Here is a 14,602-nt window from a genome sequence, read left to right as displayed (position 1 = left end):
GGCATCGGAACCCTTGGCCAAAAGACCGCCTCAACATGCAGAACAAAGTACCCGGGACTGGGCGTCCCGGGTGGTGTTTTTTGCTGGCCTTTCAAGTTTTTGCCCGACGACTATCCAGTGATACTCAGATGTCGAATTTGACGCCCTGGGCCAGTGGAAGTTCGGCCGAGTAATTCACGGTGTTGGTCTGACGGCGCATATAGGCTTTCCACGCGTCCGAACCGCTTTCGCGCCCGCCGCCGGTTTCCTTCTCTCCGCCAAAGGCGCCACCGATCTCTGCCCCTGAGGGCCCGATATTGACGTTGGCAATTCCGCAATCGGATCCGGCCGCAGACAGAAACTGCTCGGCCTCGCGCATGTTCAGGGTAAACACGCAGGATGAAAGGCCTTGTGGTACGTCATTCTGAAGCTCTACCGCGTCGTCGAAATCGTCATAGCCCATGACGTAGAGGATCGGCGCAAAGGTTTCGGTTTTCACGGTCGCGGTCTGACCCGGCATTTCGACGATCGCAGGTTCCATGTATACACCTGCCGGAACACCTTCGGTAACGCGGTTGCCGCCGAACACCGAACCGCCTTCCGCTTCGGCCGCTTTCAAAGCGGCGGTCATCGCCGCGCCCGCGGCTTCGTCCACAAGCGGCCCAACCAACGTGCCGTCTGTCAGTGGATTGCCGATGGGCAGACCCGAATAGGCTTTTTTCAGACGGCTCACCAGTTCTTCGCGGATCGAGTTGTGCACGATCAGGCGACGCAACGTGGTGCAGCGTTGACCGGCGGTACCAACTGCCGAAAAGACAATCGCGCGCACGGCCATCTCCAAATCAGCCGAAGGGCCGATGATCATTGCGTTGTTGCCACCTAGTTCCAGAATGCACTTGCCAAAGCGCTGTGCGACGATGGGGGCGACAGCGCGGCCCATGCGGGTCGATCCCGTGGCCGAGATCACCGGAACATCTTCACTGGCCACCAGTGTTTTTCCCAGATCGGCGCCACCGATAAGCGTTTGCAGAAGACCGTCCGGCGCATCGCCAAATCGGGCCAGGGCGCGTTCGAAAATCTTTTGACAGGCCAGCGCCGTCAGCGGGGTTTTTTCGGACGGTTTCCAGATCACCGGATCACCGCATACGATGGCCAGAGCAGCATTCCACGACCAAACCGCAACCGGGAAATTGAACGCGGAAATCACACCAACCGGGCCAGCAGGATGCCAGGTTTCCATCATCCGGTGGCCGGGACGTTCGGACGCGATGGTCAGGCCATAAAGCTGACGCGACAGGCCGACGGCAAAGTCACAGATGTCGATCATCTCCTGCACTTCGCCCAGACCTTCCGAGGTGATCTTGCCCGCTTCCCAACTGACCAGAGCACCCAGGTCGTCCTTGGCTGCGCGCAGCTCTTCACCCAACAGGCGGATCAGTTCACCCCGGCGCGGGGCGGGGACAACGCGCCATTCCCTGAACGCAGCCTTGGCTCGGGAAAAGATGGCGTCCATGTCCGAGATCGGCGTCTCGTGCACTTCGGCCAGCAGGCTTCCGTCAATCGGCGACGTGACCCTGAGCGTGCCGCCTTTTAGTTGGGCCTCGGTCAGATCCAGGTTTGCAAGCGTGGTTTGGGCTGTCATTACGATGTCTTTCATATCTCAGGCCGCCTTGTTCTGTTCGGTGACGTCGCCAGCGCGATACAGCTGGCCAAATTCAGTGTTGAGGAAATCGTCCAGCTTGACCTGTTCCTGCCGGACAAAGCCTTTCGAGGGCAGAGCTCCGATCCGCATCAGATCGACCACCCCCAGCACGCCTGCGGCGGTCGTGACCTGAATAGCGCTCCAGACCTGTCCATTGATGGTGCGGGCAAAGGATTTGTTGATCAGGGACTTTTCGCGCAGCACGCCATCAATGACGCCTTTTGCGGTGCAATATACCAGCACCACGTCCTGATCGGTGCGGGGCAGAGCGGCCTCGAATATCTCTTTCAGCAGGTCGCGGCGGCGTTCCAGTCCCAGATCGTTCAAAAGCAGCTTCAGGATATCGCAATGACCCGGATAGCGGATCGAGCGATAGGACACATCCCGCGCCTTGCCTTCCAGCGTTTCCGGCAACGTGCCCAGACCGCCCGAGGTATTGAAGCATTCGTATTCCACGCCGTCATGGCCCAGAATCTCGTAGTTCTCCAACGGCGCGGTCTTGACCAGCTTGCCGTTCACGATGGCATCGCATGGGTTGCAATATTCGTTGATCAACCCGTCGGTGGACCAGGTCAGGTTGTATTTCAGCGCATTCGTCGGATAAAGCGGCAATGCCCCCACCCGCATGTGCAGGCTGTCAATCTGGTCAAACTCCGCCGCCAGCGAAGCTCCGGCGATGCCGACAAAACCTGGCGCCAGACCGCATTGCGGCATAAACGCAGTTGCGCTGTCCCCGGCCAGTTCACGTACCGCATTCGTGGCCGCAACATCTTCGGTCAGGTCGAAGTAATGCGCCCCCGCCGCTTTGGACGCTTTGGCGATGGAAGGGGTCAAGAAGAACGGCGCTGCCGAGATGACTGCGTCGAAACCGGTCAGTTCCCGGGCCAGCCCGTCCGCGTCATTGGCATCGATCTGTCTGGTTCCAATGCCCATCTTCGAGATATCACCAAGCGCTTTTAGATCATGATCAGCGACCGTCACAGAGTAATTCGGCGACCCTTTCAACAGGGTTGCAATCATCTGTCCGATCTTTCCAGCGCCGACAACGCACACATTCCAGGACATAAAGATCTCCGCTGTTTCCCATCCTGTCGCAAGCGTGACGCGCGGCCACGACAATTCATAGGTGCCAATTTGACGAATTGATGTAGATGGTTGTCAAATTGTCGGAAAAAGGGATAAATTATCGGAAGCGCAATTGCCGGCCATGTGTCGCGACAGGTCCTGCCACGTGCCAACGTGGCCCTTGGCCCGATTGCGCCGTGACCTTTTGTCTTGTGTTGCCTGACACTTGAGAAGCGTCACGTTCTTGAGCGATTCCAATAACTTGTTTTCTGACTGCCGGGCGCAACGGTCCGGTGATCTTTCAAGCCGACTGATCCGCTTCCATCCAAGCCTCGAAGCGCTTCCAAGTTCGCGTCACACGCGGATTTTTGAGCGGTGTTTCTCGTTTGCGACATGGTTTGGTCAAATCGAACAACTTCTTGGCATTGCTCGGCTGCATGGTACGTCCAGCGGTCGCCGGAGAAGGCTGTGAAGCTCGGCCGTGGCCGCCTTGTCGCGTGTTGAACAAGGGCAGGTGTTGCATTGATCGCGTTATGTCCCAAGCCCGAAAACTCAGCCTGTTCCGAGAAGGGCGTTGTGACCTCTTGCCTGCACGCCGATTCGCAACAAACTCACCAAACACCCTGGGAGGGTCACAACGAATGACTGCAAGGCCACTCGATCATATTCGTGTCCTCGATTTTGGCCAATACCTGGCTGGTCCACTGGTTGGCATGATGCTTGCTGATTTGGGGGCAGAGGTGATCCGCATCGACCCGCCCTGTGGCCCGCGATTGAAAGAACCGGCCACAGACATGCTGTCACGTGGCAAAATCGCCGTGACGATCGACCTCAAATCCGAAGGGGGTTTGCAGGTCGCGCGCGAACTTGTGGCGCGGGCTGACGTGGTGATCGAGAACTTCCGGCCCGGCGTGATGGAGAGGCTGGGCCTGGGTCCGAAAGCTCTGCGCGAAATAAATCCGCGCATCGTGTCATTGTCATTGCCGGGGTTTGCCTCAACCGATCCCGCGCTGGCCGATCTTCCGGCGTGGGAAGCCGTGATCGCGGCCCGCACTGGGCAATTCACGGATATGGGGCTGAACCGGCGCCTGATGGGCATCAACCCATCCTTTTCACCTTTGACGCTGGCATCCGCCTATGGCGCTTCGTTCGGCGCGATGGCCGTGCAGTTCGCCTTGGCTGCACGTGACCGGAACGGAGGCGACCACATCGAGGTGCCTCTGGCTTCGGCCTTGCTGGAAGGGTTGGTGTATAACTGTGAGCAGATTGAAGACTATCCCGAACGTTACAAGTCCCCTCGCGAAGTGGAACTTGACAGGCGCGCAGCCGAAGGCTTGCCAATGGATCTGAGCTTTGCGGAACTGGAAGAGTTCCTGGACCCTTTCTATCGAACTTATACCTGCGCCGACGGGCGTGGGTTCTATGTGGTGGCGGGCAGTGTGAAAACACATCCCCGGCGGGTGTTGGAGACGCTTGGCCTCAAACACCTTGCCGATCAATTGCCGGACTTCGACGCCTATCTCGATACCGCAGACTGGCCGGATGAATGGTCGCTGCGCAACTACCCTGTCGGAGCAAGGGATCGCGCGCGTGTATCCGACGCAATGAAAAAGGCCTTTCTGACAAGGCCCTCTCATGAGTGGGAAGCCCTTTTCGGGTCTGCCAAGGCGCCCGGAACGGCGCAACGGTTCAGCAAGGAATGGCTGGCCGATCCGCACGCTTTGGCCTCGGGCCTGGTGTCGGAGGTAGAGGACCCGCGTCATGGGAAGATGCAGCAGATGGGAAATGTTGCGTGGCTTGCGGATGATGGCGCTGCGCTGGTCAAAAAACCGGGCCCCGATTCCGATGACGCACCCGTTTCAACGATCCTTGCCGAACCGCCGCGCAGCGGACCACCAGCCGCAAGCGGCCAGGGCTGGCTGGAGGGGTTGAAGGTGCTGGACCTGACCAACGTGATCGCCGGTCCGACGGTCGGGTCCACGCTGGCACGATTTGGCGCTCAGGTGACTTCCGTTCAGCCGGCAGAGCCATCAGTTGATCCGTGGAACACCGTGGTTTTCGGCCTGCACGCACATCGTGGAAAACAAAGCGTTTTGCTGAACCTGAGCTCGGATGACGGGAAGCGGGCGTTACGGCGGCTCATCGACTCCTCGGATGTCATCACCATAAACGGCACGGATGAGCAGCGCGATGCCCTGGGGTTGAGCGCGGAAGAGCTGGCGGCGATCAACCCCCGTCTCATACTGGTGCAACTCGATGCCTTTGGCGGTCCTGCGCGCGGACCCAAATCGGACCATCTGGGGTATGACGACCTGGCGCAGGCGGCGACAGGGGTCATGGTGCGTTTTGGCGGTGGCATGGCCACGCCCGAAGAGCATGCGCATTTCGGTACCATTGACGTTCTGACCGGCTATTGCGCATGTGTTGCGCTTGGTGCGGCCCTGCTGAGATTGCAGAAAACCGGCAAAGGCGGGATTGCGCGGGCTGCGTTGGCGGCGGCCGGCAACCTCATTCAGGCGCAATTGATGTATGATTTCGAAGGCCGCGCGCCCTTTGACGAACCGGCCGGGAGCGCAGCTATGGGCTGGGGACCATTCTACCATTGTTACCGCGCGGCGGACGGGTGGATGTTCTTTGCCGCACCCACCGAACAACGCAAAGCCCTGCGCCGTGTCTCGGACCTCGCCAGCGTGGCCGATATGCCGGAAAAGGAATTGCCGGATGCGCTTGCGGATCATTTTGCAAGGCAACCTGTTGAATACTGGCAAAAGGCGTTTTCCGGTTCCGCCAGCACTGTCATGCCTCTTGGATCGTTGCATGACACGCGCGACGCCGTGTTGCAGCCGGAAAGCGCCGGGAATATCGACCTGACGCGGGGAACGTTCAACGTCATTCGGCATGACATGCATCCCATGGGCCGGTGGTGCGATCTGGTTGCCCCAAATGCCGTGCGACCCGAACGCGCCCGGATCGTCATTCCCGGACCGATGCCGAAATACGGCGCGGATACACGCAGCATTCTGCGAAACGTCGGTTATGCAGATGAGGATATCGACGCGATGATCTCTGCTGGATCTGCCGCCGAAAGCTGGTCGGAAAAGTACTTGCCCGAGTAGCCGACCAGCCACAGACGGTTCGGAAATCAAGAAGATATGCCATCCGCCGCCGCAGGCACGGGCTCCCGGGCCTGGCGATGGGCAATATCTGTCGTGACAAGCTTTGGACTGGCACCCGCGCGACTTGCACAGAATATTCAACCGCTTTGCCACAGTTTTTTTTGCATGTCTTGCGGCAAGAACCGTCCTAGGGTCGGCAAAGCACAGCTTTGCACACACAACGAAACAAGAACCACTGACCATGAGCCAAATATCAGAGAGCCTGCTGAACCAAATCCGCAGCCGATTTGCCCAGATCGATCATTGCCCCGAACAGGGTGAGCGGATCTTTTTCGAGAATGCCGGAGGCGCACTGACATTGAATTCAGTTTTGGAAAGCTCGGTTCGTTACGCCGCCATCCCGGACAACCAGGGGCGCGACAATCCGGGATCCCATGCGCTGGTCGCCACGATCAACGCGGCCAAGGCGGATATGCGGGATTTCATGAACGCACCCGGCGGGCAGTTCTTTGTGGGTGAAAGCGGTACAGAACTGTTGTTCCGGCTGATCATGAACGCATGTCTGGGAACGGGTCCGGGCGTTGTGCTGGGATCCACATTGGAACACCCGGCGACGCGTTCGGCCTGTGATCGTTGGGCCCGCATTTCCGGGCAAACCCACGTTTTGGTACCCCATGATGACGCCACCGGCACCGTCTCGGCCGAAGCCTATGCCGCGGCCGTGACACCGGATACCAAAGTGGCGACGATCCTGCATACCTCTCCGGTGACGGGAATGGGCGTTGATGTCGCTGCCGTTTCTCAGGCCATCCGCACCGTGGCTCCGGATTGTTTCATCATCGTCGATGGCATCCAGCACGCAGCGCATGGCCGGATCGATCTGACCGCCTATGACGTCGATGGTTATGTGATTTCGCCCTACAAGGTGTTTTCGCGTCATGGCTACGGCGTGGCCTGGATCTCTGATCGCTTGACCGCGCTGGAGCACAACGCCTTGCTGAATGGCCCCGCGGACAATTGGGAAATGGGCACGCGCGACACCGGAGCTTATGCCACGATGTCCGACGTCGTATCCTATTTCGAATGGCTGGGCAGTCAGGTCAGCGATGCCGAAGACCGGCGCGGCAAGTTTCTGGCGGCGGGTGATGCGATCCATGCGCAGGAAAAGGCACTGACCGATGCGATGATCCACGGCACCGGCAACCTGAGCGGCCTGGCCGAGATGGAAAAAGTCACCATTCTGGGCGGGGCCGACAACCCGGCACGAGAAGGTCTGGTATCGCTGCGTGTCGAAGGCGTGGCCTCGTCCGAGGTCGTCAAACGGCTGAACGAACACGGTATCCGCACGCATCTGCGCAAGGCGGACCACTATTCCGGCAATATCCTGACACCGCTTGGCTATGATGCCTGTGTACGGGTCTCGATGTGTCACTACAACTCGATCGGCGAAGTCGCCAAATTCCTTGCCGTCATGAAAGAAATCGCCGCTTGAGCCGCGCCATATCCAAGGACATTCCCTCATGAAAACCCATGCACAAGCTGTTGTCATCGGCGGTGGCCTTGCCGGTACGTCGATCCTGTATCACCTTGCCAAACTCGGCTGGACGGACTCGATCCTGCTGGAACGCGATGAGCTGACCAGCGGATCGACCTGGCACGCGGCGGCCAACATCCACGGTCTGCATGACAACAACAACATCACCCGCATCCAGCACTATACGATGAACCTGTACAAAGAGCTGGAGAAGGAAACCGGCCAAAGCTGTGGTGTGTTCCAGCCCGGATCGCTCTATCTGGCCCAGACCGAAGAGCGCGAACAGCAGTTGCGCCTGCAAGAGGCGAAGGCCCGGTTTTATGGGCTGAATTTTCACGAGGTCAGCCGGGAAGAGGCCAAAGAGCTGCACCCGCTGGCGCAGTTTGATGACATCCGCTGCATCATGTACGAACCTGATGGCGGCAATGTGGACCCGTCCGGCGTACCGCATGCCTATGCCGCCGGGGCCCGTGCGATGGGGGCCACCATCGAACGGTTCTGCCCGGTGATCGCCACGGAACAGCAACCCGATGGCAGTTGGATCGTTCGTACGCCCAAGGGTGACATTCATGCCCAATGGGTGGTCAACGCGGCGGGCCTCTGGGGGCGCGAGGTGGCGGCGCTGGCAGGCTTGACCCTGCCGCTGCAACCGACCGAACATCAGTATTTCGTGACCGAAAGTATCGACGAAGTGGCCAGTCTAGGCCGTCGTCTGCCGTCAATCGCCGACCGGGACGGCGAGTATTACTTCCGACAAGAGGGCAACGGCCTGCTGATCGGGGCCTATGAGAAAGACATGAAGTTCTGGGCCGAAGACGGTACGCCGCTTGACTTCGCGCATGATCTGTTTCCCGACGATCTGGACCGGATCATGGAAAACGTGATCCGCGCCACCGAACGCGTGCCCGTTGCCGCCACAGCCGGGGTTAAACGGGTAATCAACGGCCCGATGATCTGGTCGCCCGATGCCAACATGCTGTGGGGGCCGGTGCCCGAACTGAAGAACTATTTCCTCTGCGGCGGTCTGATCCCCGGCTTCTCGCAATCCGGCGGGCTGGGGCTGCTGGCGGCGCAATGGATGATCGAGGGTGAGCCGCAATATGACATGTTCGCCTGGGATCTTGCCCGCTTTGGCGACTGGGCCGACAAAAAGTTCACCAAGGCCCGGGTCGAAGACGCATACACCCATCGGTTCAAAATTCACTTCCCGAATGAAGAACGCAGTGCAGGCCGCCCGGCTCGTGTGCGCCCCGCCTACGAGATGCAGAAACAGATGGGCTGTGTCTTTGGTCTCAACTGTGGTTGGGAACACCCTTTGTGGTTTGCCGATGTACCCGGCACCGAAGAGACCACTGGTTTCACCCGCCAGAACTGGTTTGATCCGGTCGGGCGCGAGGTTCAGATGCTGCGCGACAGCGTGGGCGTGATCGATATCTCGAACTTCGCCAATTACGTGATCAAGGGGCCTGGTGCCTACGACTGGCTGGACCGCCTGGTGGCCAATCGCGTGCCGACCGAAATTGGGCGCAGCTGCCTGACGCCGCTGATTTCGGTCCGCGGTGGCGTGGCGGGGGATTTCACCGTCACCAAGCTGGCGGAAGACGAATATATGATGATTGGCTCCGGCATGGCTGAACGCTATCATCAGCGCTTCTTTCAGATGGTGGAAATGCCTCAGGGCACAACTCTTGACGTCGCAACGGACCGCATCGCCGGGTTCAACATCGCCGGCCCGAAATCACGCGAGGCATTGGCGCGCCTGACCAATGCAGACCTTTCCAACGAAGCGTTCCGCTTCATGCGGTCCCGAAAGATCACCGTAGCAGGTGTTGATTGCGTGGCCATCCGGGTCAGCTTTACCGGCGATCTGGGTTGGGAACTGCACTGCGCCGAAACCGATCAGGTCGCGCTTTACTCTGCGTTGCTCGAAGCCGCCAAAGACTGCGGTGGCGGCCCCGTGGGTGGACGGGCGCTTGGGTCGCTGCGCATCGAAAAGGGTTATGGATCCTGGGGGCGGGAATATTCCCAGGAATACTGGCCGCAAGAGGTCGGGCTGACGGGCCTGATCAAGCTGGACAAGGATTTCCTGCACAAAGACGCCTATCTGTCCATCAAGGATAGAGCTCCGCGCGAGGTCCTGTCCATCTTTGAACTGGACGTGACCGAGGATGCCGACGCCACCGGCAGTGAGCCGATCTTTACACCTGATGGTGCGCCTGTCGGCCGTGTCACATCGGGGGCGTACGGGTATTCAGTCGGGAAATCTCTGGCATTGGGTTTCCGCAACCCCGAGGTGGCGCAGCCAGGGGATGAAGTGGTGATCCAGGTGATTGGCAAACCGCATAAGGCTCGGGTGCTGGCAGAGGCGCCGTTCGATCCTTTGGGCGGCAGGCTGCGCGACTGAAACAACCGGCCCGCCGGATCAAGGTCATCTCATAGCCACAGATCTCATCCGCGATCTGTGGCTATGGGATGTGCAATTTGCTTTCGAACCGTTCGACAGGGTCCGCCTCGGTTTCGGGATGCCACTGTTTCGCGGCTGGTTCGCAAACCTTCAGACAATCAACCGCGCGCGCTGCGATCTGATCCGCGATTTCGGTTATGTTGACCGGGTTTAAATAGAAGGCAGGCACAGGGGGCAGGATGATGGCTCCCATTTCTGCGGCCGCCGTCATATTGCGCAAATGCGCCAGTGTCAGCGGCGCTTCTCGTGTCAGCAGTACCAGTGGGCGTCGTTCCTTGAGCTGAACGCCCGCCGCTCGTGTCAGCAGGTTGTCGTCCAGTCCATGCGCGATCGCACCCAATGAGCGCATGGAACAGGGCGCGACGATCATCCCGGATACCGGCACTGAACCGGACGCTATACTGGCCCCGATATCGGCGGGCGCGTGATGACGGGTTGCCGACTGCCGCAGTTCCTTCAGGGCATCCGGGCCGCATTCCTGCGCAAGCGTCAGACGGGCGGCGGGGCTGACGACCAGGTCGATTTCGATATCCGCCGATGTCAGATGTCGTGCGACCGCAAGGCTCAAAACCGCACCGGAAGCGCCTGACACGCCTAAGACTACTCGGGTTTTCGTCATGTTCTCAGCTCTGGCATCAATCTGTCTATCAGGTCTTCCGCAAATGCGTGATCAACCTTGTCGGTGCGCATGACCGTCCCCCATTCCCGCTGTGTTTCACTGCCTGTTTTTGTCGTGGCGTCGATGCCCAGCTTTCCGGCCAGACCGGGTTCCGGCGAGGCGAAATCCAGATAATCCATGGGTGTCCTGTCCAGGATCATCACATCGCGGCCCGGGTCCATTCGCGTGGCAAGCGCCCAGGCGATATCGTCCCAGTTTCGGGGGTCGATATCGGCATCTACCGCAACGATCATCTTTGTATAGCTGAATTGCGGCAGCATCCCCCAAAGCGCCATCATCACACGCCGGGCCTGGCCCGGATATCGCTTGTCGATAGCGACAATGGCGATGCGATAGGAACAGGCGGCAGGCGGCAGCCAAAGGTCGTGTATTTCGGGGATCTGAGCGCGAATGGTCGGCAAGGCCAATCGATTGAACACTTCGCCAATGATCGCAGGTTCGTCAGGCGGGCGTCCGGTATAGGTTGACAGATACAGTGGTGCCTCGCGATGGGTCACGGCCGTGACATGCATCACCGGAAACGGCTCGGCGGGGTTGTAGTACCCGGTATGATCCCCGAACGGCCCTTCGGGTGCTGTCTCGCTTGGCGACACCCAGCCTTCCAGAACGATCTCGGCATCTGCCGGTACAAGCAGAGGGACGGATTTGGCCGGAACCAATCGTGGCCGGTTCTGGTTCAGAGCCCCAGCAAATGTCAGCTCAGACACCATTTCGGGCAGGGGCAGAGCCGCCGACAACAAGGTCGCGGGGTTTGCGCCCAGAACTATTGCGACCGGCGTCTTTTCGCCGTGCTGCGCCCAACTGCGATGATGGGCAGCCCCGCCGCGATGTGGCAACCAGCGCATAATCAGACGGTTCCGGTCCAGCACCTGAACGCGATAAACGCCGGCGTTGTAAGTTTGTACCGCGTCGGGTTCGCTGCCACGGGGGCGGGTGATGACCACAGGCCAGGTGATCAGGGGCCCCGCGTCCCGGGGCCAGTGTGTCTGGATCGGCAGCGCAGAAAGATCAACATCGGCTCCGCTGTGGCAAACCTGCTGAACAGCGGCGGTTTTGACCTGCTTCGGTCGTGTGGACAGTGCGGCCTTCAGCATCGGCCACCGGGACAGCGCATCCCGCAACCCGCCCGGCGGCGTCGGGGCCCGAAGCGCGGCCAGAAACGCGCCCAGATCATCCAGCCCATCGGAAGAAACGCCCAGCCCGGCGGCGACGCGTTCCGAAGTTCCGAACAGGTTGACCACAACCGGCATGTCGCACTGCCCCGAGGGCACGCCCGTCGGCGTGTCGAATTGCAACACGGGCCCATTGGCCTCTAACACGGCGCGGTGGACAGCGGTCATTTGATGGCGCACGGAAACCGGTTCGGCGATGCGCCTGAACTGCCCTTTTTCTTCACACCATTTCAGAAAATGTCGAAGGCTGGGATATGGCGGCAGAGTGCGAATGGGTTTGCTCCGGCGATGGTGCCCACCCTCTAGCAGCGAAAGAGACCGGTCGAATTGACAACCGTCAAGTCCCGGGCGCCGGGGCGGCTTTAGGAAGGCCGCACCGGTTCACTTTGTTGAGACAGCAGGAGGTCTGTTTGTCCGATCCCCGAAACCAGATACCGCAATGCCCTACCGCTTTGGCCGCAGCCCTGCGGTTTGTTCCGCTTGCACCCTTGTCGCTGTCACTGACGGCGTTTTCCCGCAAAATAACCAAGAAACACCCCGATTTGCTCAACCGGCTCGGGGAATACAGCCGGGCAGCCTTTGTGCTTGATCCAACGGATCTGCCCGTTGTCCTTCTGCTCGAACCGAATGACGGCGCACCGAGTATAAGATTGAGCCGCGGGCGCGTGGACGGGGCCGCGCGAATTTCCGGCCCACTGGCGGCGCTGTTGGGGCTGGTACATGGAGCGTTTGACGGTGACGCCCTGTTCTTTTCGCGCGATCTGGTGATCGAGGGCGACACAGCCGCGGCACTGGCGCTGCGCAACGCAATTGACGACGCAGAGCTGGACCTCGCGCACGAGGCCGCAACCCTTTCCGGCCCGCTTGAACGCCAGCTGAAGCAGATCATCGCCTTTGCAGAGCGTCGGACCGGCCTGTGCCTGACCCGACCCGAGGACGCGATTCTATGGTAATGGAAATCGTTTGCCCGGCGGGAACGCCCGCGGCCCTGCGTGCAGCCGTCAGGGCCGGGGCTCACACGGTCTATTGTGGCTTCAATGACGAAACCAATGCGCGGAACTTTCCGGGGCTCAACTTTGACCGCGCTGAAATGCGGGCCGGAATTTCCTTTGCCCATGATCACGGATCGAAGGTCTTGATTGCAATCAATACCTTCCCGCAGGCAGGCAACGAAGGGATTTGGAAACAAGCGGTGGCGGATGCCGAAACCTGCGGTGCAGATGCTGTCATTCTCGCCGATCTGGGCTTGCTGGACTACGCGGCGCGACATCATCCCAAGCTGCGCAGACATCTGTCCGTGCAGGCCGCGGCGGCCAATGCTGACGTGATCAATTTCTATGCCGAAACTTTCGGTGTAAAGCGGGTGGTCTTGCCGCGCGTTTTGTCCGTTCCGGAAATTGCCGCGATCAACTCTGAAACCGATGTCGAAACCGAAGTCTTCGTGTTTGGCGGTCTTTGCGTCATGGCCGAGGGGCGATGCTCGCTGTCCTCTTATGCCACCGGGTTGTCTCCAAACATGAATGGTGTCTGCTCCCCTGCCAGCCATGTGCAGTATCAAGAAGAACAGGGCGCGTTGAACGCGCGCCTTGGCGGGTACCTGATCCACCGGGTCGAACGGGATGAGCCCGCACCGTATCCGACTTTGTGCAAAGGGTGTTTTTCCGCAGGTGAAAAAACCGGGCACCTGTTCGAGGATCCCGTTAGCTTGAACGCAGAACGGCTGATCCCGCAATTGCAAAAGGCAGGTGTGACAGCCTTGAAGATCGAAGGGCGCCAGCGGTCAAAATCTTATGTCGCACAGGTCGTTCGGAATTTTCGCGCCGCGGTCGATGCGCTGGAGTCAGGCCAGCCGATGCCCGAAGGTATGCTTGCGCGACTGTCGGAAGGGCAGGCCATGACGACCGGCGCTTACAAAAAGACGTGGAGGTGATCCGATGGAACTGACAATAGGCCCGAACCAGTTCTTCTGGCCCTCCGAAACCTGGGCTGCATTTTATGATGATCTGGCCCGATCGCCCGTCGACCGCGTCGTGCTTGGGGAACTGGTCTGTTCCAAGCGCTTGCCGTTTTACCAGGATCGTATCCCTGCGGCGATTTCCCGGCTGGTGGAGGCGGGCAAAGAGGTTGCGCTGACAAGCCTGGCCCTTGTGACCCTGAAACGCGAGCGCAAACTCACGGCTGAGCTTGCAGAAATGGGCGTCATGGTCGAGATCAACGATCTGACCGCGCTGGCACATTTGCCCGGCACCTGCACGTTTGCCGTTGGCCCGCTGGTAAATGTCTACAACGAAGGTACTTTGAAATGGTTGGCTGCTCGGGGTGCGCGCCGGGTTTGTCTTCCGCCGGAATTGCCCATCGCTTCGGTCAAAACGCTGGCGCAAGCTGCCTCGGACTTGGGCGTCGCGATCGAAATATGGGGGCATGGCAGGTTGCCGCTGGCCATTTCCGGGCGCTGTTACCACGCGCGATTGCATGGGCGCAGCAAGGACAATTGCCAGTTTGCCTGCGAAGACGATCCGGACGGGTTGGATGTTCTGACCGGCGACGGCAAGCCTTTTTTGGCCATGAACGGTGTGCAGACCCTGTCAGACAGCCATGCCTGTACGGATCATCAGATCGACCTGCTTAAACAGGCTGGCATCTCGGCGTTGCGTCTGTCGCCGCAATCTGGCGGATTCCGTCAACTGTGCGAACTGTATCGAAAACGTATCGACGGTGATCTTCCCCAAGGAGAAGTGGAGCGCGCCCTGCGTGGCGCTGATCCTGATATTCGGTTGAGCGACGGATTTCTGACGGGGTCCTGCGGTGCAGAATGGTCCGGTGCATCAAAGGCGGCTTCGATCTCGGTTTGACCGCCGCATCGGCACGGCGTCCGTCGCGCCGGACGCGAA

Annotated in this window: 10 protein-coding genes; 6 read left to right on the top strand and 4 right to left on the bottom strand. The window is 59.8% G+C overall.

Going from position 1 to position 14,602, the window contains the following annotated elements; genetic code table 11:
- Positions 1 to 124: 124 nt before the first annotated feature.
- A complete protein-coding gene (locus I9184_RS15090; RefSeq protein ID WP_209835121.1) occupies positions 125 to 1,621 on the bottom strand; it encodes an aldehyde dehydrogenase family protein in 1,497 nt (498 codons plus the stop codon).
- A gap of 18 nt (positions 1,622 to 1,639) precedes the next feature.
- Complete coding sequence (locus I9184_RS15085) at positions 1,640 to 2,746, bottom strand: saccharopine dehydrogenase NADP-binding domain-containing protein (RefSeq protein WP_171233222.1); 1,107 nt, start codon at positions 2,744 to 2,746, stop codon at positions 1,640 to 1,642.
- A 641-nt stretch (positions 2,747 to 3,387) separates the two neighbouring features.
- Here I9184_RS15085 and I9184_RS15080 point away from each other — a divergent pair.
- The 3 genes from I9184_RS15080 (at position 3,388) to I9184_RS15070 (ending at position 9,800) form a co-directional block, all read left to right on the top strand.
- Entirely contained in the window at positions 3,388 to 5,862 is a 2,475-nt protein-coding gene (locus tag I9184_RS15080) for a CoA transferase (RefSeq protein WP_209835041.1), read from the top strand.
- A 241-nt stretch (positions 5,863 to 6,103) separates the two neighbouring features.
- Complete coding sequence (locus I9184_RS15075; protein ID WP_171724535.1) at positions 6,104 to 7,354, top strand: aminotransferase class V-fold PLP-dependent enzyme; 1,251 nt, start codon at positions 6,104 to 6,106, stop codon at positions 7,352 to 7,354.
- Positions 7,355 to 7,382: 28 nt separating this feature from the next.
- Positions 7,383 to 9,800, top strand: coding sequence for an FAD-dependent oxidoreductase (locus I9184_RS15070; protein WP_209835040.1), 2,418 nt, complete (start codon positions 7,383 to 7,385; stop codon positions 9,798 to 9,800).
- 61 nt (positions 9,801 to 9,861) lie between these two features.
- Here the strand turns inward: I9184_RS15070 and I9184_RS15065 are convergent, their stop codons facing one another.
- Positions 9,862 to 10,479: a UbiX family flavin prenyltransferase gene (locus tag I9184_RS15065; protein WP_171636313.1), complete on the bottom strand. Its 618-nt coding sequence runs from the start codon at positions 10,477 to 10,479 to the stop codon at positions 9,862 to 9,864.
- Positions 10,476 to 11,984 carry a UbiD family decarboxylase gene (locus I9184_RS15060; protein ID WP_209835120.1) on the bottom strand — a complete coding sequence of 503 codons (1,509 nt, stop codon included), beginning with the start codon at positions 11,982 to 11,984 and terminating at the stop codon, positions 10,476 to 10,478. The genes I9184_RS15065 and I9184_RS15060 overlap by 4 nt, the downstream gene beginning before the upstream one ends.
- Before the next feature lie 137 nt (positions 11,985 to 12,121).
- On the opposite strand from I9184_RS15060, the gene I9184_RS15055 reads away from it, so the two are divergent.
- The 3 genes from I9184_RS15055 to I9184_RS15045 are packed head-to-tail and all read left to right on the top strand — an operon-like array spanning position 12,122 to position 14,563.
- Positions 12,122 to 12,664 carry an SCP2 sterol-binding domain-containing protein gene (locus I9184_RS15055; protein ID WP_348539538.1) on the top strand — a complete coding sequence of 181 codons (543 nt, stop codon included), beginning with the start codon at positions 12,122 to 12,124 and terminating at the stop codon, positions 12,662 to 12,664.
- Positions 12,664 to 13,641: a peptidase U32 family protein gene (locus I9184_RS15050; protein ID WP_171724648.1), complete on the top strand. Its 978-nt coding sequence runs from the start codon at positions 12,664 to 12,666 to the stop codon at positions 13,639 to 13,641. Before I9184_RS15055 ends, I9184_RS15050 begins: the two co-directional genes overlap by 1 nt.
- Positions 13,642 to 13,645: 4 nt before the next feature.
- The gene (locus tag I9184_RS15045) at positions 13,646 to 14,563 is read left to right on the top strand and encodes a U32 family peptidase (protein ID WP_209835038.1); all 918 of its coding nucleotides are present in this window, start codon (positions 13,646 to 13,648) and stop codon (positions 14,561 to 14,563) included.
- Positions 14,564 to 14,602: the final 39 nt, after the last annotated feature.

The sequence above is a fragment of the Ruegeria sp. HKCCE3926 genome, assembly GCF_017872515.1.
Taxonomy (GTDB): domain Bacteria; phylum Pseudomonadota; class Alphaproteobacteria; order Rhodobacterales; family Rhodobacteraceae; genus Ruegeria.
This window is presented reverse-complemented; position numbering and strand designations above follow the sequence as displayed.